Origin of the sequence: Shewanella saliphila (assembly GCF_014648295.1) — a bacterium.
GTDB lineage: Bacteria > Pseudomonadota > Gammaproteobacteria > Enterobacterales > Shewanellaceae > Shewanella > Shewanella saliphila.
In genome coordinates this window covers 1-25475 of the sequence record NZ_BMQV01000011.1, presented here as the reverse complement: position 1 = coordinate 25475, position 25475 = coordinate 1, and the positions used below count along the sequence as shown (strand labels likewise).

The 25475-nt window shown below is 42.2% G+C and carries 22 protein-coding genes and 1 tRNA gene; 13 read left to right on the top strand and 10 right to left on the bottom strand.

Going from position 1 to position 25475, the window contains the following annotated elements; all coding sequences use genetic code 11:
* Positions 1 to 164: 164 nt before the first annotated feature.
* Complete coding sequence (locus IEY48_RS07440) at positions 165 to 3338, top strand: TonB-dependent receptor (RefSeq protein WP_188918854.1); 3174 nt, start codon at positions 165 to 167, stop codon at positions 3336 to 3338.
* A gap of 81 nt (positions 3339 to 3419) precedes the next feature.
* Here IEY48_RS07440 and IEY48_RS20545 read toward each other — a convergent pair whose 3' ends face one another.
* Positions 3420 to 3542 carry a hypothetical protein gene (locus tag IEY48_RS20545; protein ID WP_261731830.1) on the bottom strand — a complete coding sequence of 41 codons (123 nt, stop codon included), beginning with the start codon at positions 3540 to 3542 and terminating at the stop codon, positions 3420 to 3422.
* A 232-nt stretch (positions 3543 to 3774) separates the two neighbouring features.
* Positions 3775 to 4719, bottom strand: coding sequence for a LysR family transcriptional regulator (locus IEY48_RS07435; RefSeq protein WP_188918852.1), 945 nt, complete (start codon positions 4717 to 4719; stop codon positions 3775 to 3777).
* A gap of 95 nt (positions 4720 to 4814) precedes the next feature.
* Between IEY48_RS07435 and IEY48_RS07430 the strand changes: the two genes are divergently transcribed.
* The 4 genes from IEY48_RS07430 to IEY48_RS07415 all read left to right on the top strand — a co-directional run bounded on the left by IEY48_RS07430 (position 4815) and on the right by IEY48_RS07415 (position 8420).
* The gene (locus tag IEY48_RS07430; RefSeq protein WP_188918850.1) at positions 4815 to 5909 is read left to right on the top strand and encodes an HlyD family secretion protein; all 1095 of its coding nucleotides are present in this window, start codon (positions 4815 to 4817) and stop codon (positions 5907 to 5909) included.
* A gap of 1 nt (position 5910) precedes the next feature.
* The gene (locus tag IEY48_RS07425) at positions 5911 to 7533 is read left to right on the top strand and encodes a DHA2 family efflux MFS transporter permease subunit (protein WP_188918848.1); all 1623 of its coding nucleotides are present in this window, start codon (positions 5911 to 5913) and stop codon (positions 7531 to 7533) included.
* 91 nt (positions 7534 to 7624) lie between these two features.
* Positions 7625 to 8086: a GNAT family N-acetyltransferase gene (locus IEY48_RS07420; protein ID WP_188918846.1), complete on the top strand. Its 462-nt coding sequence runs from the start codon at positions 7625 to 7627 to the stop codon at positions 8084 to 8086.
* A gap of 16 nt (positions 8087 to 8102) precedes the next feature.
* Positions 8103 to 8420 (top strand): putative quinol monooxygenase, encoded by a 318-nt coding sequence (locus IEY48_RS07415; protein WP_188918844.1) that lies wholly within the window; start codon positions 8103 to 8105, stop codon positions 8418 to 8420.
* Positions 8421 to 8506: 86 nt separating this feature from the next.
* Here IEY48_RS07415 and IEY48_RS07410 read toward each other — a convergent pair whose 3' ends face one another.
* Entirely contained in the window at positions 8507 to 9514 is a 1008-nt protein-coding gene (locus IEY48_RS07410) for a porin (RefSeq protein WP_188918842.1), read from the bottom strand.
* Positions 9515 to 10036: 522 nt separating this feature from the next.
* Between IEY48_RS07410 and tcdA the strand changes: the two genes are divergently transcribed.
* A complete protein-coding gene (gene tcdA, locus IEY48_RS07405) occupies positions 10037 to 10834 on the top strand; it encodes a tRNA cyclic N6-threonylcarbamoyladenosine(37) synthase TcdA (protein WP_373293712.1) in 798 nt (265 codons plus the stop codon).
* A gap of 617 nt (positions 10835 to 11451) precedes the next feature.
* A complete protein-coding gene (locus IEY48_RS07400; protein WP_188918840.1) occupies positions 11452 to 12063 on the top strand; it encodes a superinfection exclusion B family protein in 612 nt (203 codons plus the stop codon).
* Positions 12064 to 12169: 106 nt separating this feature from the next.
* On the opposite strand, the gene IEY48_RS07395 is transcribed toward IEY48_RS07400, so the two are convergent.
* Complete coding sequence (locus tag IEY48_RS07395) at positions 12170 to 12301, bottom strand: DUF3149 domain-containing protein (RefSeq protein WP_188918838.1); 132 nt, start codon at positions 12299 to 12301, stop codon at positions 12170 to 12172.
* A 348-nt stretch (positions 12302 to 12649) separates the two neighbouring features.
* Between IEY48_RS07395 and IEY48_RS07390 the strand changes: the two genes are divergently transcribed.
* A tRNA-Leu gene (locus IEY48_RS07390) sits at positions 12650 to 12734 on the top strand.
* Positions 12735 to 13189: 455 nt separating this feature from the next.
* Here the strand turns inward: IEY48_RS07390 and IEY48_RS07385 are convergent.
* The 5 genes from IEY48_RS07385 to IEY48_RS07365 form a co-directional block, all read right to left on the bottom strand.
* Positions 13190 to 16825 (bottom strand): S8 family serine peptidase, encoded by a 3636-nt coding sequence (locus IEY48_RS07385; RefSeq protein ID WP_188918836.1) that lies wholly within the window; start codon positions 16823 to 16825, stop codon positions 13190 to 13192.
* Positions 16826 to 17060: 235 nt separating this feature from the next.
* Positions 17061 to 17522 carry a transcriptional regulator AsnC gene (asnC, locus tag IEY48_RS07380; protein WP_188918834.1) on the bottom strand — a complete coding sequence of 154 codons (462 nt, stop codon included), beginning with the start codon at positions 17520 to 17522 and terminating at the stop codon, positions 17061 to 17063.
* Between the two features lie 121 nt (positions 17523 to 17643).
* Positions 17644 to 18321, bottom strand: coding sequence for a bifunctional tRNA pseudouridine(32) synthase/23S rRNA pseudouridine(746) synthase RluA (rluA, locus tag IEY48_RS07375; RefSeq protein WP_188918832.1), 678 nt, complete (start codon positions 18319 to 18321; stop codon positions 17644 to 17646).
* 73 nt (positions 18322 to 18394) lie between these two features.
* Positions 18395 to 18685 carry a hypothetical protein gene (locus tag IEY48_RS07370; protein WP_188918830.1) on the bottom strand — a complete coding sequence of 97 codons (291 nt, stop codon included), beginning with the start codon at positions 18683 to 18685 and terminating at the stop codon, positions 18395 to 18397.
* Positions 18686 to 18700: 15 nt separating this feature from the next.
* On the bottom strand, positions 18701 to 19120 hold the full coding sequence (locus IEY48_RS07365) for a hypothetical protein (protein WP_188918828.1): 420 nt from the start codon (positions 19118 to 19120) through the stop codon (positions 18701 to 18703).
* A gap of 456 nt (positions 19121 to 19576) precedes the next feature.
* Here IEY48_RS07365 and IEY48_RS07360 point away from each other — a divergent pair, with 456 nt between their 5' ends.
* Together IEY48_RS07360 and IEY48_RS07355 are read left to right on the top strand one after the other, a co-directional pair.
* Positions 19577 to 20566, top strand: a complete 990-nt coding sequence (locus IEY48_RS07360) for a 2-hydroxyacid dehydrogenase (protein WP_188918826.1) — start codon at positions 19577 to 19579, stop codon at positions 20564 to 20566.
* A gap of 52 nt (positions 20567 to 20618) precedes the next feature.
* Positions 20619 to 21356 carry a dienelactone hydrolase family protein gene (locus IEY48_RS07355; RefSeq protein WP_188918824.1) on the top strand — a complete coding sequence of 246 codons (738 nt, stop codon included), beginning with the start codon at positions 20619 to 20621 and terminating at the stop codon, positions 21354 to 21356.
* 68 nt (positions 21357 to 21424) lie between these two features.
* Here the strand turns inward: IEY48_RS07355 and IEY48_RS07350 are convergent, their stop codons facing one another.
* Positions 21425 to 21964, bottom strand: coding sequence for a mechanosensitive ion channel domain-containing protein (locus IEY48_RS07350; RefSeq protein WP_188918968.1), 540 nt, complete (start codon positions 21962 to 21964; stop codon positions 21425 to 21427).
* 130 nt (positions 21965 to 22094) lie between these two features.
* Between IEY48_RS07350 and IEY48_RS07345 the strand changes: the two genes are divergently transcribed.
* The 3 genes from IEY48_RS07345 (at position 22095) to ahpF (ending at position 25296) form a co-directional block, all read left to right on the top strand.
* The gene (locus IEY48_RS07345; protein WP_188918822.1) at positions 22095 to 22838 is read left to right on the top strand and encodes a spermidine synthase; all 744 of its coding nucleotides are present in this window, start codon (positions 22095 to 22097) and stop codon (positions 22836 to 22838) included.
* Positions 22839 to 23050: 212 nt separating this feature from the next.
* Positions 23051 to 23620 (top strand): alkyl hydroperoxide reductase subunit C, encoded by a 570-nt coding sequence (ahpC, locus tag IEY48_RS07340; RefSeq protein ID WP_188918820.1) that lies wholly within the window; start codon positions 23051 to 23053, stop codon positions 23618 to 23620.
* A 110-nt stretch (positions 23621 to 23730) separates the two neighbouring features.
* Entirely contained in the window at positions 23731 to 25296 is a 1566-nt protein-coding gene (gene ahpF / locus IEY48_RS07335; RefSeq protein WP_188918818.1) for an alkyl hydroperoxide reductase subunit F, read from the top strand.
* Positions 25297 to 25475: the final 179 nt, after the last annotated feature.

The following is a 25475-nucleotide window of genomic DNA, read 5'->3' as shown; positions in this document are numbered from 1 at the left end:
GTGTAACCACTAGGTTTCGTAATTGTTGTTTTTTGTACAAATTTTGACATTAAAATGCAACATGATCTCCCTACACTTCGCCCTGCAGTTTTTGCTGCATTTCAATACAAGGCCCAGCGGATTGGGTTAAACATTAAAATATAAGAAGTTTTCAGGGGGCTGAAATGTTACGAAGTCATAAAATGAATCGTTTGGCGCTAGCGACGTGTTTTGCTATGGGTGTTGCATTGCCTGCATCTGCAGCTGACACAGCATCGGACATACGTGGACAAATTATGGGGCCAGCAGGAAGTGCTGCTTCTGATGCTAAAATTACTATTATTCACCAACCAACTGGGACGGTTACCGAAGTGCCAGTTACGGCAGATGGTCAGTTTTCTGCACGCGGTTTACGTGTTGGTGGTCCTTATATTATTAAAGTCGACTCTGATCAGTTTGCCGACACCGTTGAAGAAGGTGTTTACTTGCAACTAGGCGAGACATTCCGCTTTAACCGCACTTTACAAGATGCAAATGAAATGGAGCGCATTGGCGTGGTAGGGAGTGCGGGTTATTACCGTTCAGCGGGGGCCAATAGTGAATTTGGCGAGCAAGATATTACCAACTCACCTGGCCTTAACCGAGATTTAAAAGACGTATTGCGTCAAAACCCAATGGCTGTAGTTGGCACAGATGGTGTATCAATGAGCGTGGCGGGTTTAAATCCGCGTTTCAATACTTTTGTGGTTGATGGCATATCGCAAAACGATGATTTTGGACTTAACTCAAACGGTTACCCAACACAACGTTCACCTATTTCAATTGATGCTGTTGAGAGCGTGGCGTTAAATGTATCGCCATACAGTGCGCGCAATGGTGGTTTTACGGGCGCGCAAATTAATGCGGTCACTAAGTCTGGTACTAACGAACTATCAGGTTCAGTATTTTGGGAAACCACTAACGACAGTATGGCGGGTGATGGTAAAAACCAACAAACTGGTGAAACGTTAAAGCAAGATTTTGAAGAAACTACGTTTGGTGGCACGGTGGGTTTCCCGTTAATTAAAGATACGCTGTTTTTCTTTGGTTCTTATGAAAACTTCGATGCACCAAAATCTGCAGAGTGGGGGCCAGCCGATGCAGGGTATGCAAACGACTCGGATATTACTTCAGCGGAATTAACGCAAATTGAACAGATTGCCCAATCAGTTTATGGCTTAGACAGCATTGGTGGCTACACTACCACGCCGCAAGAAAAAGATGAAAAAATTCTAGCTAAAATTGACTGGAACATTAACGACCAGCACCGTGCGAGTTTTACTTACCAATCTACAGTCGGTAACTTAACCAATAACATGAGCTCAAGCTCATCGTCTTTAAAATTATCAAGCACTTGGTACGACAAAGAAGAAACATTAGAAACCTATGCTGCTAACTTATACAGCGATTGGACTGATGATTTCAGCACTGAAATTAAAATAGCTTATAAAGACTCAACCACTAAATCGAAAACCATTGATGACTTAGGCATCGGTATGGTGTCGGTTCAAACCTATGATCGTGCTAGCGATTATGTGGTATTTGGTACAGATAAATCACGTCAGGCAAACGAGCTTGATAATCAAAACCTTGAACTACGTTTTGTGGGTGATTATTACCTAGGCGATCATGAAATTGGCTTTGGTGCTCAGTACAATAGCATTGAAGTGTTTAACCTGTTTGCCCAAAATGTGGCAGGTAACTGGTCATTTAATACCATTGAAGACTTTGAAAACGGTGATGTAGACCAGTTTTTCTATTCTAATGCAATATCTGGTAATTCTGACGATGTTGGCGCAGCTTTTAAGATGGACACGTTAGCATTGTTTGCTGAAGATTCATGGGATATCACCGCAGATTTAACCCTCACATTTGGTTTGCGTTATGAAACCATTAGCATGTCTGATTCGCCTGCAATCAACCAAAATTTTGTTGATCGCTATGGTTTTGCTAATAACGAAACCTTAGATGGTCAAGATATTTGGTTACCGCGTATAGGCGTGCAATATGCACTAACAGAAGACATCAGCATACATGGTGGTGTAGGGCGATATAGTGGTGGCTCTCCGACGGTATGGATTTCAAACAGCTTCTCAAATGACGGAAACAGCTTACTTAGCTACAACGATGGTTGGGACTCTGCTTGGGGGACGCCAGATTTTGCTAATGTGCCTTCTGCTGCGCAAAACGGTTTAGTCGGTGGTGACGGTAATGTGAATGTTATTGACCCTCACTTTGAATTACCGTCAGACTGGCGTGCCAGCATCGGTGTCGACAGCACCTGGGATTTTGGTGCATTGGGTGATGATTGGTTTGTGGGGGCAGAGTTTTTATACATTCAAAAAGAAAACGATTTAGCCTGGGTTGATTTGGCTCGTCGTCAAGTCACTACCGATGACACTGGTCGTGTTGTGTATGAAACATGGGACCCACTCGCCAATGACGGCGCCGGTGGTAACACTGACCGTTATGACATTATGCTAACTAATGCTGATGATGACGGTACCAGCAAAACCTTGAGTTTTTCATTAGCAAAAAACTGGGATATGGGCTTAAGCATGCGCGCAGGATATGCTTATAACTCTGTAAAAGAAGGCAACCAAGGTTCATCTTCTACAGCAACGTCAAACTATCAGTACACGCCGGTTCAGTATGATCGTAATAGCACCACCATGGGCACCGGCTATTATGAAACGCCGCACCGCTTTACGTTTAGCTTAGGTTATGATGTTGAAATAGTATCGGGTTATAACTCAAGCTTTAACTTATTCTATGAGGCGCGTGAAGGTAACCCGATGACTTGGGTGTTAGGTTCATATAAAGACGGTAACCTAGGCGATCAATCAAGTTTTGCTAATGCGTCATACTACTTACCGTATATCCCTACAGGTGCCGACGACCCTAATGTTGAGTACGATGGAGGGCTAACTTACGAACAATTTAAAGCGGCTGTCGATGAGATTGGTCTAGGTAAGTATGCTGGGGGTATTGCACCTAAAGGCACTGACAACCAACCGTGGGTACATCAACTTGATTTCCGCTTTACTCAAGAGCTACCGGGCTTTACCGAAGATCATAAAGGCCTTTTATACTTTGATGTGAGCAACGTGCTTAATTTGCTTAATGATGATTGGGGCGTGGTTGAATACCAAAGTTACGGTACATCAACACTGGTTGACCATGATTACAATGCAGCTACTGGGGTTTACACTTATTCAGTGCCCTATGGCCAAGATGGTATCGAAACCGATAACCATAATAGTTATGACATCAACAAGTCGGCTTGGCAGTTAAAAATTGGTGTTAAATACCTGTTCTAATTAGGCTAGCGCTTAACAACAAAATACCGAGCAAGTTGCTCGGTATTTTTTTATCTTGGTATAACTTAAGTGATAACCGTCTTATTTACCTTTAATAACAGAAGTTGCTGGGGCTTTTTTCGCTTGTTTCACTGCACGTTTTTCTTTTAACGTCAGTTGTGGCTGCTTCTTCGACTCTTTGGCGTTATTACGTTCTTTGCTCATATTATTTACTCCGTGTATGCGCTGGGCTAGGTTCACTCTGTAAAAATGTTAAACAATTATTTGAATCACAATATCAAGTACAACTTATGCGAATATAGCGTTGAAATTAGCATCCTGTCGTGGCTAGGTTAAATCGATACTAGCACCAAGTTGCACAAAAATATCTATCATAGATATAGATTATTTAGTGCTAATCGTAGATTACAAAAGCATAATAAAACGCGCAAAATCTTTAGCCATTTTGATGTACTTTAACATTAATAAATTCGGGGATCTCTAATACATTTTCGCCCCAATTTTCAATGAGCGCAGCGTAAAGGAACTCGATAAAAACGATATACTTACGTGGCATATATACCCGTTGGGGAAAACTTAAGGTCACTTTAGTTTGTGCCATTGGAAAGTCTTCTAAAATCGGTGTCAGTTGCTGGTTCGTAATGGCCTCTTGGGCGATGATTACTGGCACGGCAGTGATGCCGAGTCCTTCGATGGCCGCTTCTCGCGCAAACGTGACGTTATTTACTTTCAGTTGTGCGGGCGGATCCAAATCGAACCATTGGTTACCATCAAATATTCGCCAGCCACCATTGATGTGTGCTGACTGTAATTTTATAGCAGTGTGATTGATCAAATCTTGTGGAACTTTTGGCGTGCCATGACGTTTAAGGTAGTCGGGGCTGGCCATCAGTTGTCTGTTGGCGATAACCAATGAGTAACTCTGTAACTTGGGGTCGTGAACCTCTGTTATTTGGAACAGAAAATCCACTCCTTCTTCAATCACATCGACTTTACGGTTAGTTAATTCAGCATCAATAGTCATGTTTGGGTAAGCAGCAAGAAAGCGCGCGAAAATACGTCCAAGAAATAATTGCCCCAATTCGATAGGGCAAATGATTTTTAAATTGCCTTTAATGTCCTGCTGGCTGGCACTTAATAAGTCTTCTGCACTTTGTAAATCTTGTAAAATTTTATTAATTCGATGGTAATAACTCGATCCCGCTTCGGTGAGTTTTAATGCCCGCGTAGTGCGGAATAATAGCTGCACACCCACATCGGCTTCTAACTCAGCAACCTTACGACTCACCGTCGCTTTGGTTATTCCTAGGGCTTTTGCGGCACCGGTAAAACTGCCTTGCTCCACCACTTGCGAGAAAATCTGAACGCGATTGAGATCCATATTGTTACACCTGTGAAACAGTGGGTTGAATTCTATCTATCTAATAAATTACACGAAACAGTAGTAAACTAGAAGGTATAAATTAGGAGTTCAGCATGTCTATTAATAAACGTTTTATCATTGTACCGAGCCTTATTTTGGCGATTGTTATCGCAGGCGTTTATTGGTGGTTACAGGTGCGCTTTATTGAGTCGACCGATAACGCGTATGTAGAAACCGATATTTCAAGCATTAGCGTCAAAGTACCGGGGTATATTGTGCAATCGACGGTGAGTGATAATCAGCATGTCAATCAAGGTGAGGTGCTGGCACAGCTTGAAGACAGTCAGTTTGTCGCGCTTGTGGCTCAAAGTCAGGCAGTGCTGGCCAGTTCGCAAGCCAATTTACAGACGTTGGCGGCGAAAGTGGATTTACAACAAGCCTTAATTAATCAGGCCAAAGCGGCTGTGGTGGCATCGCAATCTGATCAGTTAATTGCTCAACAACAATTAGCACGCTCGCAAAAATTGAAAGTCAGCAATTACAGTTCGCAAAATGATGTTGATCAACTGCAAGCTAATTTTGATTCTGCTTCGGCGCATGTTGATGAAGCACAAGCGGCATTAGTGGCAAAGCAGCGTGAATTGTCGGTTTTTAATGCCCAATTATTAGAAGCGCAAGCTGACGTTGATCAAGCGCAAGCCAGCCTTGAGTTAGCCAATATTCAATTAGCCGACACCCAAATTACCGCGCCCTTTTCAGGCATTATAGGTAAGCGTGGAGCGCTGGTGGGCCAGTACGTGCAACCCGGGCAAGCCCTGTTTAGCTTAGTGCCCGACTCTCAGGTATGGATAACCGCTAATTTTAAAGAAACTCAAATTGAGCATATGCAACCTGGTCAAACAGTTAAGGTTAAATTAGACGCCTACCCTGATGAAGATTTTACCGGTTTTATTGACAGCTTAGCGCCTGCATCTGGCTCTAAATTTAGTTTGTTACCGGCTGAAAATGCCACCGGTAATTTTACTAAGATTGTGCAGCGAATTCCGGTACGGATCCGTATTGAGAATAAGCACGCGGCTAATGCCCCAATGCGTATTTTACCTGGGTTGAGCGCCGTAGTTAAGGTTGATACTCACAGTGCAACTCAAGCACATGCTACAGCCAAAGCGGCCTTTAACGATAAGACCACTGTCACTGCAGGACGTTAATATGAGTCAGTCAACGGCAGAGTTAGATGTAACTCAAGTGGCTGTTGCCGATGTTAAACCGACAGGGTATCAACGTGGCAGTTACCGCTCATGGATTGCGGTCATGGGTGGACTTATTGGCGCATTTATGGCGATTTTAGATATTCAAATCACCAATGCCTCAATGAAGGAAATACAAGGCAGTTTAGGGGCGACGTTAGAAGAAAGCAGTTGGATTGCGACCGCGTATTTGGTGGCCGAAATGATTGCCATTCCGTTGTCGGGTTGGCTCAGCACGGGTTTATCGACCAGACGCTACTTACTGTGGACCACAGCAGCGTTTATTGTTGCATCAATATTGTGTTCAATGTCTTGGAATCTCGAGTCGATGATTGCCTTTCGCGCATTACAGGGCTTCTTTGGTGGTGCGCTCATTCCATTAGCTTTTCGGCTTATTCTCGAATTTTTACCCGACAGTAAACGCGCCATGGGTATGGCGTTGTTTGGCGTTACAGCCACATTTGCACCGTCTATTGGTCCAACGTTAGGTGGTTGGTTAACTGAGCAGTTTAGTTGGCATTATCTGTTTTATATTAATGTGCCGCCGGGCATATTAGTGATGGTGATGCTGGCGTATGGGTTGGAGCGAAAACCCATTATTTGGGACAAACTAAAAGATGCCGATTACTCTGGCATTATTACGATGGCGCTAGGAATGGGCTGTTTAGAAGTGGTGCTCGAAGAGGGGAATCGTAAAGACTGGTTTGGCTCTGATCTTATTCGTAATCTCGCCATTATTGCGGTCATCAATATCGGTTTGTTTATTTGGATCCAATTACGTAAACCCCAACCTTTAGTGAATATTAGGTTGCTGGGCCAACGTGATTTTGCCTTGTCTACAGTGGCATATTTTTTATTGGGTATGGCACTATTTGGCGCCATTTATTTAATCCCACTATACCTGTCACAAATCCACGACTATACCCCGCTTGAAATTGGCGAAGTGATTATGTGGATGGGGTTTCCGCAATTATTAGTGTTGCCGCTAGTGCCAAAATTAATGCAGCGTTATGACCCGCGGTATTTAGCGGGTTTTGGCTTTGCGTTGTTCTCAATCAGTTATTATATGAATAGCCATATGACCGCCGATTATGCTGGTGATCAAATGATAGCATCACAAATCGTCAGGGCGTTGGGGCAACCATTTATTTTAGTGCCGATAGGTATTTTGGCGACCATGCACCTTAAGGCCCAAGAAAACGCGTCAGCTTCAACGGTATTAAATGTCATGCGCAATTTAGGTGGTGCTTTTGGTATTGCCTTGGTAGCGACATTAAGTGATAACTTAGCCCGAGTGCACCTTGCACACATAAAAGAATCATTACCCGCGGTGAGCGCGCAAGCTTACCAATACATCAATGACACCACTTTGTTATTGCAAAGTGCAGGTTCTGACGCGGTGAGCGCCAATACACAAGCTTATGCTTTACTGGCCCAAAACATGAGTCAACAAGCGTATATTCAAGCTTATAATGATGTGTTTTTCATTATGGCGTGCTTTTTATCTATTGCAGTTGTGGCAGTGTTATCGATTCGAAAACCTGCAGCATCAAATAAGGCAGATGCTCCTAATGAAATGCATTAAGTATTTGTTGATAAGCATCAGTATCAATTGACTTGTATTGCCATTGCTGAATGATACCCTTGCTATAAATCTTTAGGCGAATGGGTATTTGATGACATTAACATGGTTAGATGTTGGTTTTGATCAGCTCAATGTTGAGCTGTTATACAGTTTATTGCAACTGCGGGTAGATGTGTTTGTGGTGGAGCAAAACTGCCCTTACCCTGAGCTAGATGGTAAAGATAAACATGTCCATACTAGGCATTTACTCGGCCTAAATGATCTACAAGAGGTTGTGGCTTACAGCCGTGTTTTAGCGCCCAATATCAGTTACCCACAAGCCAGTATCGGCCGCGTTGCAGTGGCAAAATCAGCGCGAGGGCAGGGCGTCGCAAATCAGTTAATGCAACGTGCAATAACCATTGCAAAACAGCGTTGGCCAGATGATCATATTCAAATCGGTGCACAAGATTATTTACGCCACTTTTATCAACAGCTTGGTTTTGTGGTTAATTCTGAAGTGTATTTAGAGGACGGAATACCACACCTTGATATGTTGCTTACCCATTCATAAATTTTAAGGAAGATAAATGTCAGATTATGCCATTAACACTCAACAAATAGTGTGTGTTGCTCAATTTGTTGCCAAGCCCGGTCAACGTGATGCGTTAGTCGCAGCATTAGCAAGCTTAATTCCAGATACTCGTCGTGAACTAGGCTGTATTCGCTATGAGTTAAATGTGAGTGTGGAAGATGAAAATAAAGTCGCCTTTGTGGAAAAGTTTGTCGACCGTGCTGCGTTTGACAAGCATTGCGCTAAAGAAGCCATTGAACACTATTTTCATCATGTGATGCCAGAGTTAGTTGAGTCGCATCATGTGGAAGTGTTTAATCAAGTTATTGCTTAGTTTTTGGGGCCAAAAATCAAAAATGCCAGTCGAGTAGACTGGCATTTTTAGTTTATGGTGTTACACCATAAAGTGCATCAACTTGATTAGAAGTCGTAACGTGCACCGATAGTGAAGATGTTGTCATCTTCTAAGTCTATTTTTGCACCGTTTACAGTGTGCTCACCTTCGTACATAGCATAGTGGCCATAAACTAAAGTTGATTTAGACACACGGTAATCAGCACCAACAGTAATTTGAGTTACTTCGATGTCAGTACCTGTAGTGTCGACACTGTTTGTGTAGTACTTACCAAAACCACCATCATCTTGACCATATTCAGCTTTTAAGTTAACGCCGTTTAGGTTGTAAGCTACGTTAACGAAGAAAGTATCGCCTTCTTGGTCAGTAGATTGGCTTTCAGTGTTTTGGAATAAACCGCCCACTTTAAAGTCGCCAAACTTAGCTTGTGCAACACCACGGTAAGAATCAGTTCCGCCAATTGTGTTGTACGCAGCTGCGAAGTAGTAGTTTTGCTTTTTGAATTTTTTATCACCAATAGTTGCACTTAATGCATATTGATCTTCATCAGAACCTTCATAGTTGTCATCCATTAAATACGTTGCATTTAATGTAACTAAGTCAGCAATAACTGGAGAGTAGTACGAAATCAAATCAGCTTTACGATCTTGGTCATCAAGTAAACGGTCGATATCGGCATTTGAGTTACCGAATAAATCAATACTACCTTCAGACTGTTTAAATACTGTGTCGTTACGGCCTACAAGCACTGTACCTGCATTAGTTTTTAAACCAAGGAAAGTGTTACGAGCTTTAAATACATCATCACCTTGAGTCGTATTTTCTACCTGGAATTCCATTTGGTATAAAATTTCAACACCGTCAGCAACCTTTTCGCTACCTTTAACACCTAGGAGAGAAAAGTTATTTTCTAAAACTGTACCTTCTTTACCATTTTGAGTCGTAGTGCCTTCATCAGAACTTGAAACTGATAAGTCTAAACGACCATAGAAACTTGGGCCTTCAGCAAGTGTAGCAAAAGAAACTAGTGTAAGTACTGAGGCTACTGATGCAGAGATTAAGGTCTTTTTCATCTTTCATGCTCCCTAGAACGTTATGTTCTATATTCCATTTTTCATGGTTGTAGTTAGTGAAGTCGTTGCAGATATTATCCTGTAACAATCTGGTGCAGAGTTTTACAGATTTAGCACCGTCATAGTGTGGGCTAGATCAAATAAATAAGCCCTACCTAAAAAATTGTGAATATTTCTGTGACAACAACGGTGAATTATCAAAAAATGATACTTTTTCGTGTCTATATACCTCTTTTGGGATGTTCCTATTTATTGCTAAGTAGGCTAGCACACTGAGAAAAAGCGGTAAGGCGTTAGTTTAGCGTATGTTAATTTAATTGTTGAGCATATTAATGGCTTGGATCGCTAGACCTTAGTCTATCAAGGTTAATAAATAATCAAATCAATAGTCTGCAGTAAAAAATGCTTGCCTCAAAATGGTGCAATGGAGTCAGTTAACCGTTTATCTTCAACAAGCATTTAGCTTTAGGGTTAAATCGGCTAGAATCGCCTCGAAATTAGTTGTTAATTGAGGCGTAACCCATGTTGTCTGAATCTTATACTCATCGTTTTGCTGGTGTTGGTCGTTTATATGGCCAAGCTGCGCTGACGACTTTCTCGCAGGCCCACGTGGTAGTGGTCGGGATTGGTGGTGTAGGAACCTGGGTTGCCGAAGCATTAGCTCGCAGTGGTATTGGCCAAATCACCTTAATTGATTTAGACGATATTTGCGTGACCAATACCAATCGTCAAATTCATGCATTAACCTCTACCATTGGCCAGTCTAAAGTTGAGGTGATGGCAAAGCGGATTAACGAGATTAACCCTGAATGCGTGGTTAATGAAGTGGAAGACTTTGTGACGCTCGATAATTTAAGTCAATATTTTGTCCCAGCATCGCAAGGCGGCACGATTGACTATGTCGTTGACTGTATTGATGCGGTTAAACAAAAAGCAGGTTTAATCGCCTGGTGTAAGCGCAATAAAATGCCATTGGTGACGATTGGCGGCGCGGGTGGGCAAACTGACCCAACGTTAATTCAGGTTACTGACTTAGCGAAAACCGTCCAAGATCCTTTATTGGCTAAAGTGCGCAACATACTGCGTAAAGAGTACAACTTTAGTAAAAATGTCCAACGTCGTTTTGCTGTTGATGCGGTATTTTCAAGCCAACACTTAGTTTACCCACAAGCAGACGGGAGTGTGTGCAATACCAAAGCAACGGCGGAAGGCAGTATGCGTATGGATTGCGCTTCTGGTTTTGGTGCTATTACCATGGTGACGGGCACCTTTGCTTTTGTTGCGGTGAGTCGAGTACTCACTAAATTGGCGGCTAAATAAGCACGTTAACGCAGATATTTTTGTCAAAGCGCCTGATCTTATAAACACTCTATATGTTAACGCCATTGGCTATTTGAGGTAATGCGGTTCAGCATGTCAGCAATGACTAGTCGTAAAATATTGAGCGCCACCCACTATCTACCTTTATTGGCCGTAAGATGAAAGCATGATTATTGCGGCCATTCTATTACCTAACTTTACTTAGTCATTGTTTTATTATCCCAAATTCAGGTTATACCATTTCCATTAATTATGTGACCAATCAGAGTCACTCAGATTGTTCAGTTTGAGGCGCATTGTTGAAATAATGGTTATTCCCTTCTAAGACAATGCAACAAAGAAATGGACAGTCTGAGAGCCTCCTACAAGGCGGGTTTCTGTGCCTTCTATGCTGCTTAATAGCATTTTGACGTACGACTGCATGGATGCAGGAGGTAGAGCAACGCAGGAGCAGTTGCCGAGAGCAACTATGCCTACAATTCTATTACTTGCTTAGAAGGCACAGAACTCCCGCTGAATGACCAGATAATTAGTGGAATTGGTATTATTTATACTCTCTTGGCACTATATTTGCTTTGTTGGGGTTAGGTTCAAAAATCTGACACTGTGAGCGAGCTATGATGAAAATGAATATAGGTATGATGAATTTACTGAACGGCAAACGTGTGTTGGTCAGTGTAATGGCATGGGGTGTGGTCACTTGTGCGAGTTTGTTGTTTGCCCCAAAAAATATTCTGGTAAGTTTATCTTTAGATCACCTTGTCACAGCCTATGGACAATTTATTGGCTTAGGATTGATTATTGGTGTGGCTTATTTTTTAAGTCAGCTTTTTGCCTTTATTGTGGACGAAGCCATCGTTAATTTACGCCAAAAGCGCACAGTAGAAACTATTGAGGCAAAAGTTAAATTATTAGACCCTGCAGAACGCGCTTTGCTGCGAGAGTTCTTTTTACAAGGACAAACTATTTTGACTCTGCCAAAAAATGAGTTAGCAGTGAAAAACCTAGTCGATACGAATATTTTAGAGGTGCTAGGTAATGAACGCCATTACGCGATTCAAGGGCCAACCGCAGATTACAAGATTTCGATGCTAGCGCGTGTATATTTAAATCGCGATGTGCTGCGTTTGCCGGCAGGAGAGCCAAGTGCTGAAGAAATGAGTTACTTGATTAAAACCAGACCGCATTTTATTAACGGGCTTGTTCAAGCACGAAAGCATGCAGCGTAACCTTAAAATTTGAAGTAAAAAAATGGGGGCTATAAAGCCCCCTAATTGTATCATTCGCAAGGAAGTATTGAATAATGCAGTAAAATAACTTAACCGATTAAGAGACTCACTTAACCGGTGCAGACTTCACAATAAACATCCACGTCAGATAAGACATAATTCCCAGCGTACTGAAAATTACAATCATTGAAAGTAATCCAATTGGGTTACCAAACATTAAATCTAGCCAAAATGCCATGATTCTTATCCTCTGAAATATGAAATCAAGGTCATCATAAAATGAAATTGCCACCTTAATGGTGATCTTGATCAATACTGTCACTCAAGGTGTTATTGAAAGGTTAAATCTGCTAAACAGCTCACAAAAAAGCGCTTAGAACATGGATTAAGGGGATGCGAATGACTTTTGAGCAATCAGGTGATTTTTATAGAAAAGAATCGTTAAAGGGCTTGCCATTGTCACAAGCAAAGGTATAATCGCCCACACTCAATTGTGACAATATAAATTGAGTATGTATTATTGCTTTGCAAAGATATTTGAGTTAACTAGATTACTTTGCAAAACTCAATACAGTTTAAAATCTCTGCCGGTGTGGTGAAATTGGTATACACGACGGATTCAAAATCCGTTGCTTTCGAGCGTGGCGGTTCAAGTCCGCCCACCGGTACCATATTTAAATAAAAAAGCCTCGACTTATGTCGGGGCTTTTTTATATCTAGACTAATCAAAAGCTTAGCGTATTCCTTTGGGATGAGCTGCGCTTTTATCTCTTCAATAGACCCACGTTAATCAGCCTAAAATCTCTTTCATGGTCTCTGTTTTTAAGTTTTGTGGTGATTTTCTAATACGTTTTTGTCGTGATGGTAAAAAGAGTCACTCATTGATACTCAATGCCTAGCGTTTTAAAGCATTTTTGATTTTTATTGACTAAATTACAGATTTCTAGGCAGATTTTTAGTTCGAAATCGCCCTCAAGTTGATTTTTCTTCAACCCCTAATTATGCAGATGATTTTTGGGTAGATAAAATATTGATTCTTCGAATTTGATGCATAAAAAAACCAGCTACCTACGCAGCTGGTTTTTTTTGATTAATTTGGGGTTACCAAATTATTAATTACTCAGAATTAGTGCTTACGACGACGTAATGCAGCTAATGGCAGTAATAGTGCAGTTAACCAACCCATAGAACCACCAGAAGATTTCTCTTCTTTTTCGGTTACAGTAATCGTTGCTGTACCTGGCTCACTCTCTACACGCGTATCAGACGCCGTTACAGAGAACTTAATTGAGCTACTACCTGATGGTGCTGTAAAGCTAATTTTTTCACCACCATTGGTAAAGCTAACCGAAGGACCACTTGTTTGTACCCAGTTGTACGTTAGTGTATCGCCGTCAGCATCGCTACCGTTCGCTCGTGCTGTAACAATAAAGCCTTCAGTACTTGTCATGCCTGTAGGCGCAACAGTTGGAGTCGTGTTGTTAATCATGACAGAAACCGTTGCCATTTCAGAACGGTTACCCATGGTGTCGATAGCAACAACTTGTGCTTCCATGGTTTCGCTCGTTTGGTCAATGACAGCAGTGTCGCTTAAGCTGACTTTACCTTTAGCGTCAATCATGAACATGCTTGAGTTAGAGCTGATAACAATAAACTCTGATACTGGGCTTGTTAGCATATCAGGGTCTGTTGCAACAACTTGACCAAGTTCAGTGCCTGCAGCAGCACCTTTGTCTACATAAAGTACTAGGTCTTCAACTGTGGGGGCTTCGTTGCCTTCATCCGTTGTGTTTGCAACAACTGACATAGAACCATTATCAGACAGCAACATATAACCTAAAGAGTTACCACCAACTTGGCTTACAAGTATTGCACTTTCGCCTGGTTGTAGCTCCGTAACCACTTCGCCTTCAGCATCAACTAAACCAGCTATGGCATCTGTGCCGTCAAGTAATAACGTCGCTTCCGATTCATCTCCTGTTCCTGTAGATACAGGTGCCCAGTCGGCTTCTTCTACACGGAAACGTACGCCAATAGATGCGCCTAAATCCGTAGCTGTTAGCCCAATATCTTCAAAACAAGCTTTGATTGATAAGAAGTCATTACCGGTAACATGGTAAGCCGGAGAGAAGACTCCGCTGCCTGTGCCATAATCCGTAACAAAACCGTAGAGTGCTCGTGGGTATGTTACGGTATTGCTGCTGAACCAATCTAAGTTGATGGTTTTTGCTGTGAAATCATATACACCATCATTATCAATATCATAGTCGACGTTATAACTAGCTACTAAACCATGTACAATTGGGTCTCGCATTTGGAAGGTGTTCCAAATTGCAATGCCTTCATCACACGTTGAGCTGCCTGCTAATTCACTTGAAGCATTGAGTAAGTCATGGCGTAAAGACATGTCAACAGGGCTGGTTGCTGTTAATGGTGCGCTAAATGGAGCGGTAATTGCTGTTGCACCAACGTTAATTAATGTTTTCACAATACCGTCATCGGTCACTTCAGTGGCTACAGATGCAGCTGCAGCCGCTTTTGGTAGAATGTGATAAACAACATGCAATGCTTGCTCTTCACCATCCATGAACTTAATTGCGCCATCATATTCTGATAATGTTAGCGCATCAGATGCCTCGCTAGCAGTACCGCCTAACTCATATGATGAATCCAAGGTCCACTCAGGAAGGCTTGTAGGATCAATTGTGACAGTTACATCAAAGGTTTTCGTTTGACCTGCAGGAATTTGGATGCTTTCTGGCATCTCAAAAGTCACAGCCTCTGAATCGATATCATTTTGGAAGCGTTGCTCTGCCATTAATGTGTAAGTTTTCGCTTCTGCTGAGAAGTTTTTCACAGAAATGGTCTTAGTCATTGATGTTGTTTCACTTAATGAAACAAGACCAAAGGCTAAAGCAGCTTGCATAGTATCTTTGTCGTATGCCGCTACAGGAAGATTAATTGATTTCTCAATGTCGACCAAGCCTGCACCAATGTAACTAATCGGTGCTAACTCAGCATCTTCATTTAATGCGATAGGCTCAACAGTCACATTCAAGTTTGCAGCATTCATCATCGTGGCTTTGATTTCAAGCGCACTGCGATTTGGTAATGCTTCTTTAATAATACTCATTGCGCCAGCAGTAATCGGGCTAGAGAATGACGTTCCGCTAATAGGTGATAACTCATCACCGAGCCCTGGGTGAGCAGTCATAATCGAGGTGCCAGGAGCTGTGATTTCTGGTTTTAGTGTTCCAGCAATTGATGGTCCACGTGAGGTGAAGCTTGCCATTGCACCCGCTGTGGTGACTTCTACTGAAGTAATGGAGAATACAACATCACCTTCAGCCATTGCTTCTTTAAGTGCATCACCTTCCTCTTTAGAAATCATTACAGATGGGATGGTGATGTCTGGATTTGAACCGCCCATGGTAAATGCACCATCACCCTCTACGTTATTGGCAACAATGACAAATGATGCACCACTTTCTTGAGCGTGAAAGACTTTATCTACAAAACCACAGCCACCACGGTCAATGATTACCGTTTTACCTGTAAAGTCGACGTCATCTGCAAATGGATCACAACCATTTAAGTTATCCGTAGGGAGTACTAATGGGGCGGTTGTGTTGCTAAATGAAAATTCATTAGAGGTGTTAAATGCAGCGCTAATTGGCGCTAGTTCAACTCCAGCAGCCGTTGCTGTGATTTTACCTGCGGTCACGGTTGGGTGAGTCATTGCGCCGACAGATAATGCATTAGCAGACGTACTTGGTCCACCAACAACAAATGGTGTCGCACCATCATTACCTGCTGAAATTACAAGGTTTACACCTAGCTCAACCATTTCATCAATCAGTTCTTGAACAGCGCCTTCTTTAGAGTCGCCGAAATCACCACCGAGGGACATATTAACTGTGTCAACACGGTCAGAGATATCGCCATCACCATTAGGATCCATGGCGGCTTCTAACGCGTAAAGTTGCGCTAGACCAGGACAACCTGAATCACAGACAGAATAAACATACAATTCAACATCTGGTGCGATCCCCACAACTGAATGGCTCACATGAGTACCATGATTAGTATCAACATCTATCGGGTTAGGGTCGTAGTTAATAAAGTCATAACCGCCAACGACTTTACCTTGCGGCCAGTTTGGCATATCTGCTTTCGCTGCTACTGCAGCTTCATAATCAGCAATGTCACCAGAGCCACCCAATGCTGCGTGAGTGTAATCTACACCGGTATCTAACACGGCAACGGTTTGACCTTGACCAGATGCAGTACCCGCTTCGATTACCGCAGTTGCACCGATATAATCTGCACTATCTGCTACATGCAGCTCGTAGTCGTAAATAGGTAAAATATCTGCAACGTCAGCGTTTTTTAATAGTGATACTAACTGTGCTTTGTCAGCTTTTACTAAAATCGAGTTAACCAGGTTTGAGGTTTGTCCTACGACTTCAATATCAGTGCCCAGACTTTCAATTGAGCTTAACACTCGAGCTTGAGACTCTTGAATAGATGCAGCAGCTTGAGCTGAAGAGACTTTCGATAAACGTGATTGTTGAGACACTGATTGGGTATTTAGTTTGATCATCCAAGCAGAGATAGTTGATTGCTTTTCTGATTTAGTGGCTTTTATACCTGCGTATTCATTATTAACTCGGTCAGTGGTGTTGTATTTGCTTGCAGTTTCTGCAAATGCTGCACTAGAGATTAGTGCGGCCGAGATGGCAATGGCTAGTTTTGTCTTCACAACTTCTTCCTTGTTATTAGACATCACTTAATTTGAGGGAGTATCGCGCTAAGACGATGATTTTTAAGTGATGGTGTTTTTAATGTAATTAGTTTTATGTTGCATTCTATGATGCATCACTGCATTTGTAGCACAACTAATTAACAAAAGTCACACCATAAGTTAATAAAAAAGTAATTAAATGTTAACCGAGGTTTGTGATGGAGGTCATATTAAAGGGGGAGGCTATTGCATGTTAAGGCTTTACAGCTCTAACAATAGGGTTTTGCAGGCTAATTAAGGTTTCTGTGGACTGGATTTCATCAATCGATTGAATGCGATTAATCAGCACATGTTGTAAACCATCGATAGACTGGCACATTACCTTTACAAAAACAGAGTAATTTCCGGTGGTGTAATAGGCTTCAACCACTTCTTCAAGGGCATTGAGTTTGGCGATTGCCGCAGGGTAATCACCGGCACTTTTGAGGTTGATGCCAATAAAACAACATACGTCGTAACCCAGGGCTTTTGGGTTAACAGTGATTTGTGCACCGGTAATAATGCCAGCTTGTTTCATTTTTTCAACACGGACGTGAATCGTACCCGCGCTTACATTAAAGCGTTTTGCCAGCTCTGCAAATGGTGTACGAGCATCTTCCATTAGTGCCGTCAGGATTTGATTGTCTAAATCGTCGCGTTGAAATGAGCTATCCACAGTATTGAACCTAATAAATCACTATTTGGCCATAAATCTACGTCTTTCATTGCATAATAGCCAGAAAAATTACGGGTGAAATTAATAATGTTTATCTAATGTTTATCTTTGTCGATTCAAATTATTGGATTGCAGTCGGTTCGATAAACTCTGCCGGTGATTCGAAGTGCATTTGCGCTTGTGTATACGGATGGCTAATGGTTAATGCAGCCGCATGGAGCAATAAACGTGGAGATAAACTTTTTGCCAATGGGTCGGCATAAAAACCATCGCCCAAAATCGGGTGGCCTAGTGCCATCATGTGTACCCGCAATTGATGCGAACGCCCAGTAATGGGGGTGAGTTTGACCAATGTTGATTTAGTGGCATAACTGACAATTTCAACCAGAGTAGTTGAGGGTTTACCAACGTTATGGTCCACTTTTTGTTTTGGTCGATTAGGCCAATCACAAATTAGTGGTAAATCAACTTGGGTGACTTGTTTGCTCACATGACCAGCGACTCGCGCATAATAGGTTTTAGCGGTTTCACGCTCGCGAAATTGCCTTTTAAGCTCTCGCTCAGCATTGCGGCGCAGTGCCACAACAATGACACCTGATGTTGCCATGTCAAGGCGATGGACTATTTGTGCATTAGGGTGTTCAGCTAAAACACGCGAGTAAACACTGTCATGATAAATCGCTTCTCTACCTGGCACTGACAGTAACCCCGATGGTTTATTGATCACGATAATGTCTTTATCTTGATGCAATATATCTAACCAAGGTGTGGTCGGTGGATTATAAATAAAGTCAGCCATTATGAGGGTCTCGTCAGTCAATTCGCGGCAACGATACCGTTGGACACCGAGATGTGCAAGTGTTGCATAATGATTAAGAAAAGGCGTGGCCGTTTACGTGCATTATGGTGAATGTCCATACTACAAATGCTAGTGGAATATGCACTAATGCGTAAAAGCATTGGTCGAGGCGTTGCATCCCTTTTGACATGACTATCAGGTAAAAGTGTGCCCCAACAACGACAATAAATAATAAAAATAATGGGTATAAAGCAAACGGGCTCGCATCGGCGAAGATGGTATGGCTTAAAATGGCCCAAATAACCATAAACCCCGTCGTGAGAGGAGGGAGTGCGATGCGATATTGTTCTGGGTAAGGGAACATCCCATGTCCTTTTTGTTAACCTTTAATTTCTTTGCGGCTCTGGATCACCTTGCGATGCACGATTGAGTAATGGCGCAATCCCGCAGGACCATGAGATACAATAACAGATAATAGAATAATAAAGATGACTAATTCAGACTTACACTGACTTATTTGAATAAAAAAGCCAAGCAGTACAATCTTTAATAACGTTAATACCCCTTTTAATTGAATAAGCCAACGCCAGTCTCGTATGATTTCCCAGCTCATCAGTAACACCCCAGAGCAAACTGCAGCGAGCCAGTAGTTAAACCATAATGATAAATCAAGATCAAACATGATCCCGCCGCCACTGCCCACGACACCAATAATATGAATCGCCCTCAGTGATGTTTTACTGATCCGCTCTACCCAAAATCGACCTTCAGATACCGGCATTTTCTCTTTATTCTTCATAAATGACTGTCTTAGTTTAACAACACTTTAATACTAACAAGTAATGCTAATGTAAACAGTGATTAGCACGCCAATTTGTGGTTTGTTTCACAGACAACAGAATTTAATATTCAGTATAAAAATGTCAGTGCATTGTGCCTTGCGCCAGTGTTTCATTGTTTAATGGCGAAACGTATTGAGATGTTGCCTTGCCTAAACGCGTTAAATTATCGCAACGCAATGCGGTTTTTATACTGATTGCGATAGCCTAATTACTTGATGGTGTGATTTAACGTTTGTTTAGCGCAAATCAAGGTTAAAGACTAGTTTAAAGGCAACGCAAACTGGATCACAATTTGGTGTTTATCCAATGTGATATTAACGACAACAACTGCGAATTCACATACAATTAACGTATCTTTTTGGGGGGAGGCATAGACTCATCCTCACCATCTACAACGGCTAATTTGGATACTTATGAGAATCGGATTTTTTAGCGCGAAACCTTACGATATTGTTCATTTCAATCGTACTAATCAACAGTTTAATGTTGATATTGAATACTTTGATTACCGCCTATGTATGCAAAACGTCAAACTAGCTGAAGGCTATGAAGTGGTTTGCGCATTCGTTAACGACTCATTATGTGAAGAAGTGTTAGTTGAGCTCGCCAAAGGGGGTGCTAAAATTATTGCTATGCGCTGTGCTGGGTTTAACAATGTTGACCTGATTGCTGCTGAGCGTTTAGGCATGAAAGTGGTTAACGTACCGGCCTACTCTCCTGAGTCAGTCGCAGAGCACTCTGTTGCATTAATGCTAACGTTAAATCGTAAAATCCATAAAGCCTACCAACGCACGCGTGATGCAAACTTTGCTTTATCGGGCTTAGTGGGTTTTAACATGTTTGGCAAAACCGTTGGGGTGATAGGCACGGGTAAAATTGGTGTCGCGACGATTAAAATTTTACTGGGTTTTGGCTGTAAAGTGATTGCCTACGACCCGTATCCAAACCAGGCGGTTACTGATCTTGGGGTTGAGTATGTCGACCTAGACGTTTTATACCCTCTATGTGACATCATTAGTTTGCATTGCCCACTGACTCAAGATAACCACCATTTACTTAATCAAACGAGTTTTAAGAAAATGAAACCAGGCGTAATGGTGATTAACACCAGCCGTGGCGGATTATTAAATGCCTTTGATGCGATGGAAGCATTGAAAGATGGTCATATTGGTTCGTTAGGCTTAGATGTTTACGAAAACGAAAAAGGACTGTTCTTTGAAGATAAATCGAGTGAGATTATTCAAGATGATGTGTTTCGTCGTTTATCAGCATGTCATAATGTAATCTTTACTGGTCACCAAGCGTTTTTAACTGACGAAGCACTTAATGCTATCGCATCGACTACGTTAATGAACGTCACTCAATTAATGTCTGGTGAAGTGTGTGACAATGAGTTGTTTTAGTATTGCTAACGGCTAACGCTCATCACTAGAATCACAATGGAATGGGTATCATATGATTACGAAAACTGAAGTGCACGACATTACAACGCCCACAGGTGTAATGCGTACAACCTTGTACCGCCCAGATAGTAAAGGCCAATTTGCGACAATTATTTTTTATTCAGAAATATTTCAGCAAACGGCGCCAATAGCTCGCTCAGCGGCTATTCTTGCTGGTCATGGTTTTGTGGTGCTTGTGCCTGAAGTGTTTCATGAATTAAATCCTATCGGTACCGTACTCGCCTATGACGAAGCAGGTAAAGATAAAGGCAATGCCGACAAATGGGCTAAACCATTAGAGCAGCATGACAGCGACACTCAAGCATTAGTCGACTTTGCCCGCGCTCAATCATTTTGCTCAGACAAAGTGGGGGCAATGGGTGTGTGTATTGGCGGTCATTTAGCTTACCGCGCAGCATTAAACCCTGACATCAGCGGTGCTTTCTGTTTATACCCTACAGACATTCATTCTAATACTTTGCTTTGCCAAACCGGTAATGATTCACTGACCCGTTCAGGCGATATTAAAGGTGAGTTAGTGATGGTGTTTGGTAAACAAGACCCGCACGTGAGTAAAGAAGGCCGTAAGCTTATTTACCAGCAGCTTGAGCAAGTAAATGCTAATTTTACTTGGCTTGAAGTGAATGCTCAGCACGCCTTTATGCGTGATGAAGGCGAGCGTTATGATGCCGCAATAGCGTTGCAAATGTATTTACAGTCGGTGGCATTTTTTCAGCGCGTGCTGAACTAGCATCAATGGCTGAAGTAGGCATTAAAAAAGGCGCATTAGCGCCTTTTTTCATTTATGTCGGTAAAGCGTTATTTACGCTTGGGGATCGCTTTACGAGTGGTGACTTTTTTGGTTGCCACTTGATTATTAGGGAGCTTGACCACCCCTTTTTGCAATAACAAACTGTTCGGGTAAGTCATCACATCACCCGACTCGCGTTTAAGTAAAATATGAAACAGCGAAATTTCGACAATCACCCCTGACATGTCTTCATCTTTTTCAACAATACGAATGCGATCGCCAATACGATAAGGGAAAACAAAAAATATCAGCACGCCAGCGGTAATGTTGCTCAAAATAGACCACTGCGCAAATAACGCCACGCCTAGTACCGCAAACGCTGACGACACAAAAAGAGACACTTCCTGATAGCCTAAACCTAGCGACACGGCCATAACCGACAAGGTAACAAAAAACATAAAGTAGGATATTAACCGGGTCACCATTCTGCTGCGCACTTCATTAACTTGTTTTTTCTTAGCTTGCTGGCGGATCCAATGGCTCACCTGACGCTGAGCAAAGGTAAATACAGCCAAATACACAATACACATCAACAACTGATTAAACATCTCGGTTTCCTGCTCGAAAAAATCACGCTTATTAATGGCCATAAGCCACGGACTTGTGGCATTAACCTGGGGTACAATATGGCTTTGTTGCTGGCGAAATCCATTAGCCAAACCTGCCATAGAGTAAAGTATGTCCGATTATAAAGTATTGCATGTCGACAGTGATAGTTTTGGTGATTTTTGTGTGCTCGATGATGGCGATTATCGCGTGTTATCTTTTGGCGACAATGACGAGCAAAGTAAACTGGACAAAACGCAGCCTTACATACCGCAGCACACTTATGTGCAAGCAATGTTGTCCGTGTTGTTATTCACTCAACCTAAAAGTGTGATTATTTTAGGGTTAGGGGGCGGCGCCTTAGTTCACTCGCTGCGTCATGTTGATGCCGCGATTAAAATCACTGCGGTTGAATTGCGTGAAAGAGTTATTGAAGTGGCTAAACGCTTTTTTCAGTTGCCCTTGAGTAAAAAGCTTACGTTGCTCAATCAAGACGCCAATGTGTTTTTGGCTGGTGGCGAGCATAAAAAAGTTGATGTGGTTTTTGCTGATATATACAGTAACAAAGGTGTAGACAAGCAACAGTTAACCGATTTATTTATTAAACAAAGTAAACAGTTATTAAAAGCAGATGGCTTTTTAGTGCTGAATTGCTGGAAAGAACATAGCCGTGATACCCACTTACGCGACACGCTTTATAGCCACTTTACCCATGTATATGCTTGTTTAACCGGTGGCGGCAACTGGGTGGTCTATGCCACTAATGGCAGTGGTAACTTTGCCGGGGCTAACAATAAACAAGCATTACAAAACTTATCGCAAAAGCTTGATACTAATATTAGCCGAGTATTAATCCGCTTTGGTCCATGGCAATAGAGTGAGTTTACAAAATAAGAGTGTTATGCGGTTTTATCGATTAATAATAAGTTCAATATAAAAAACCGATTAAGGTGATAGTTTTTATCCGTTATACTTAATCGGTCTCCATCGCTATTATGATTCACATCAGATGACGAGCAGCTTGTTCATCATCTCCGACACCACAAGGTTGTCGGGTTTATATGAATCTTAATCTAATGGAGCATGACATGACACAATCTATCATCAACAGCACTATCAAGCCATTCAAAGCAACTGCATTTCACAACGGTGCATTCGTAGACGTTACCGAACAAGACTTACTTGGCAAATGGTCTGTCGTATTTTTCTACCCAGCTGACTTCACTTTCGTATGTCCTACTGAATTAGGCGACATGGCTGACCATTACGAAAAGCTACAAGCGATGGGCGTAGAAGTTTACTCAGTATCAACTGACACTCACTTCACTCACAAAGCATGGCATGCAAGCTCTGACACTATCGGTAAAATCACTTACCCAATGATCGGTGACCCAACTGGCGCAATCACTCGTAACTTCGGTGTGATGATTGAAGAAGACGGTTTAGCACTACGTGGTACTTTCGTGATGAACCCAGAAGGCGAAGTTAAAGTTGCTGAAATTCACGACCTAGGTATTGGCCGTAGCGCTTCAGAATTAGTTCGTAAAATTCAAGCTGCACAATATGTTGCAACTCACGATGGCGAAGTATGTCCAGCTAAATGGCAGCCAGGTGAAGAAACATTAGCACCTTCAATTGACCTAGTAGGTAAAATCTAACCGCTAAGTTCACCCTTAGGTTAGTAATATCATCTCCAGTTAGTCGGTGTTCCCCCGGCACCGACTAACACTCTCCACTTTTCCATTATTTCCCTTTTTTAGGAGTTGTTATGTTAGACGCGAATGTTAAAAATCAACTGAAAACCTATCTGCAAAACCTCAAGCGCCCAGTTGAACTTGTCGTGTCTGCGGATGACTCAAACAAAGCCAAAGAATTAAGCAGCTTGGCGCAAGATATTGTTGATTCATCTGACTTGGTGTCGGTGACATATCAACAAGGTAAACGCACCCCTAGTATGAGCGTCATTAACCCACAAAATGGCACAAACATTACGTTTGCCGGTTTACCAATGGGTCACGAATTTACCTCACTGGTATTAGCGTTATTACACAGTGGCGGCCACCCAATTAAATTGGATGAGCAAGTCATTGAGCAAATTCGTCAGTTACCTGGTGAATTTCATTTTGAAACCTATGTGTCATTAAGTTGCCAAACTTGTCCTGAAGTGATTCAAGCACTGAACATGATGGCGGCAATTAACCCAAATATTACTAACGTGATGATCGACGGTGCACTTTTCCAAGAAGAAGTGACCGATCGCAATATCATGTCAGTACCATCAGTATTTTTAAACGGCGAAGCTTTCTCTGTAGGTGCCATTAGCGTTGTTGAAGTACTGAATAAATTAGATAAAAATGCAGCCGGCAGACAAGCCGAGCAATTAAACCAAAAATCAGCATTCGATATGTTGGTTGTTGGCGGTGGCCCAGCAGGTGCAGCAGCCGCGATTTATTCTGCTCGTAAAGGCTTAAACACAGGTATTGTTGCTGATAAGTTTGGTGGCCAAGTGGCTGAAACCGTCGGAATCGAAAACTTTATCTCTGTGTCTAAAACTGAAGGCCCAAAACTGGTTGCCAATTTAGAAGCGCATGTTAAAGACTATGACGTCGATATTATGGCGAACCAGCGCGCATTAAGCCTCGCTAAAAACGGCCTATTTGATGTGACGCTAGAAAGCGGCGCAACCTTAAGCAGTAAAACCGTATTGTTGGCCACTGGCGCACGTTGGAGAGAAATGAACGTGCCTGGTGAACAAGAATATCGCGGTAAAGGCGTCGCATATTGCCCACACTGTGACGGCCCGTTATTTAAAGGTAAACGTGTTGCTGTTATTGGTGGTGGTAACTCAGGTATTGAAGCCGCAATTGACCTAGCTAATATTGTAGAACATGTGACCGTGCTTGAGTTTGACAGCAAGTTACGTGCAGATGAAGTATTGCAGCGTAAAGCGAAATCAATGGGTAATATTACGATTATTACTCAAGCGCAAACTACCGAAGTAAAAGGCGACGGTACTCGCGTTAGCAGCTTGATTTATACCGACCGTGCTAGCGGCGAAAGTAAAGAAGTTATCTTAGCCGGTATTTTTGTGCAAATTGGTTTAGTGCCAAACACTGAATGGTTAAAAGGTGTGGTTGATATGACACCTCGCGGCGAGATTATCGTTGATGAGCGCGGTCAAACATCGATTCCTGGTGTGTTTGCTGCAGGTGATGTGACCCACACACCATATAAGCAAATTATTATTGCCATGGGCAGTGGCGCAACCGCATCTCTTGGGGCGTTTGATTACTTAATCAGACACTCAGAAGAAACCGATGTAAAAGCCGCTTAATCACCTAATATAACTGCTGTTATTATCAATGCCGCTCATATCAATGAGCGGCATTTTTGTTTGCCCAGCGAAGCTGGCAAACCCGTCAGGTTGAAAGAAACCTGAATCACCCCGACTGAGGGGAAGATAATCCGAATGGCAAGGGCGTTGCTGGCCAACGGCAGGGTCTGAAGGAAGCC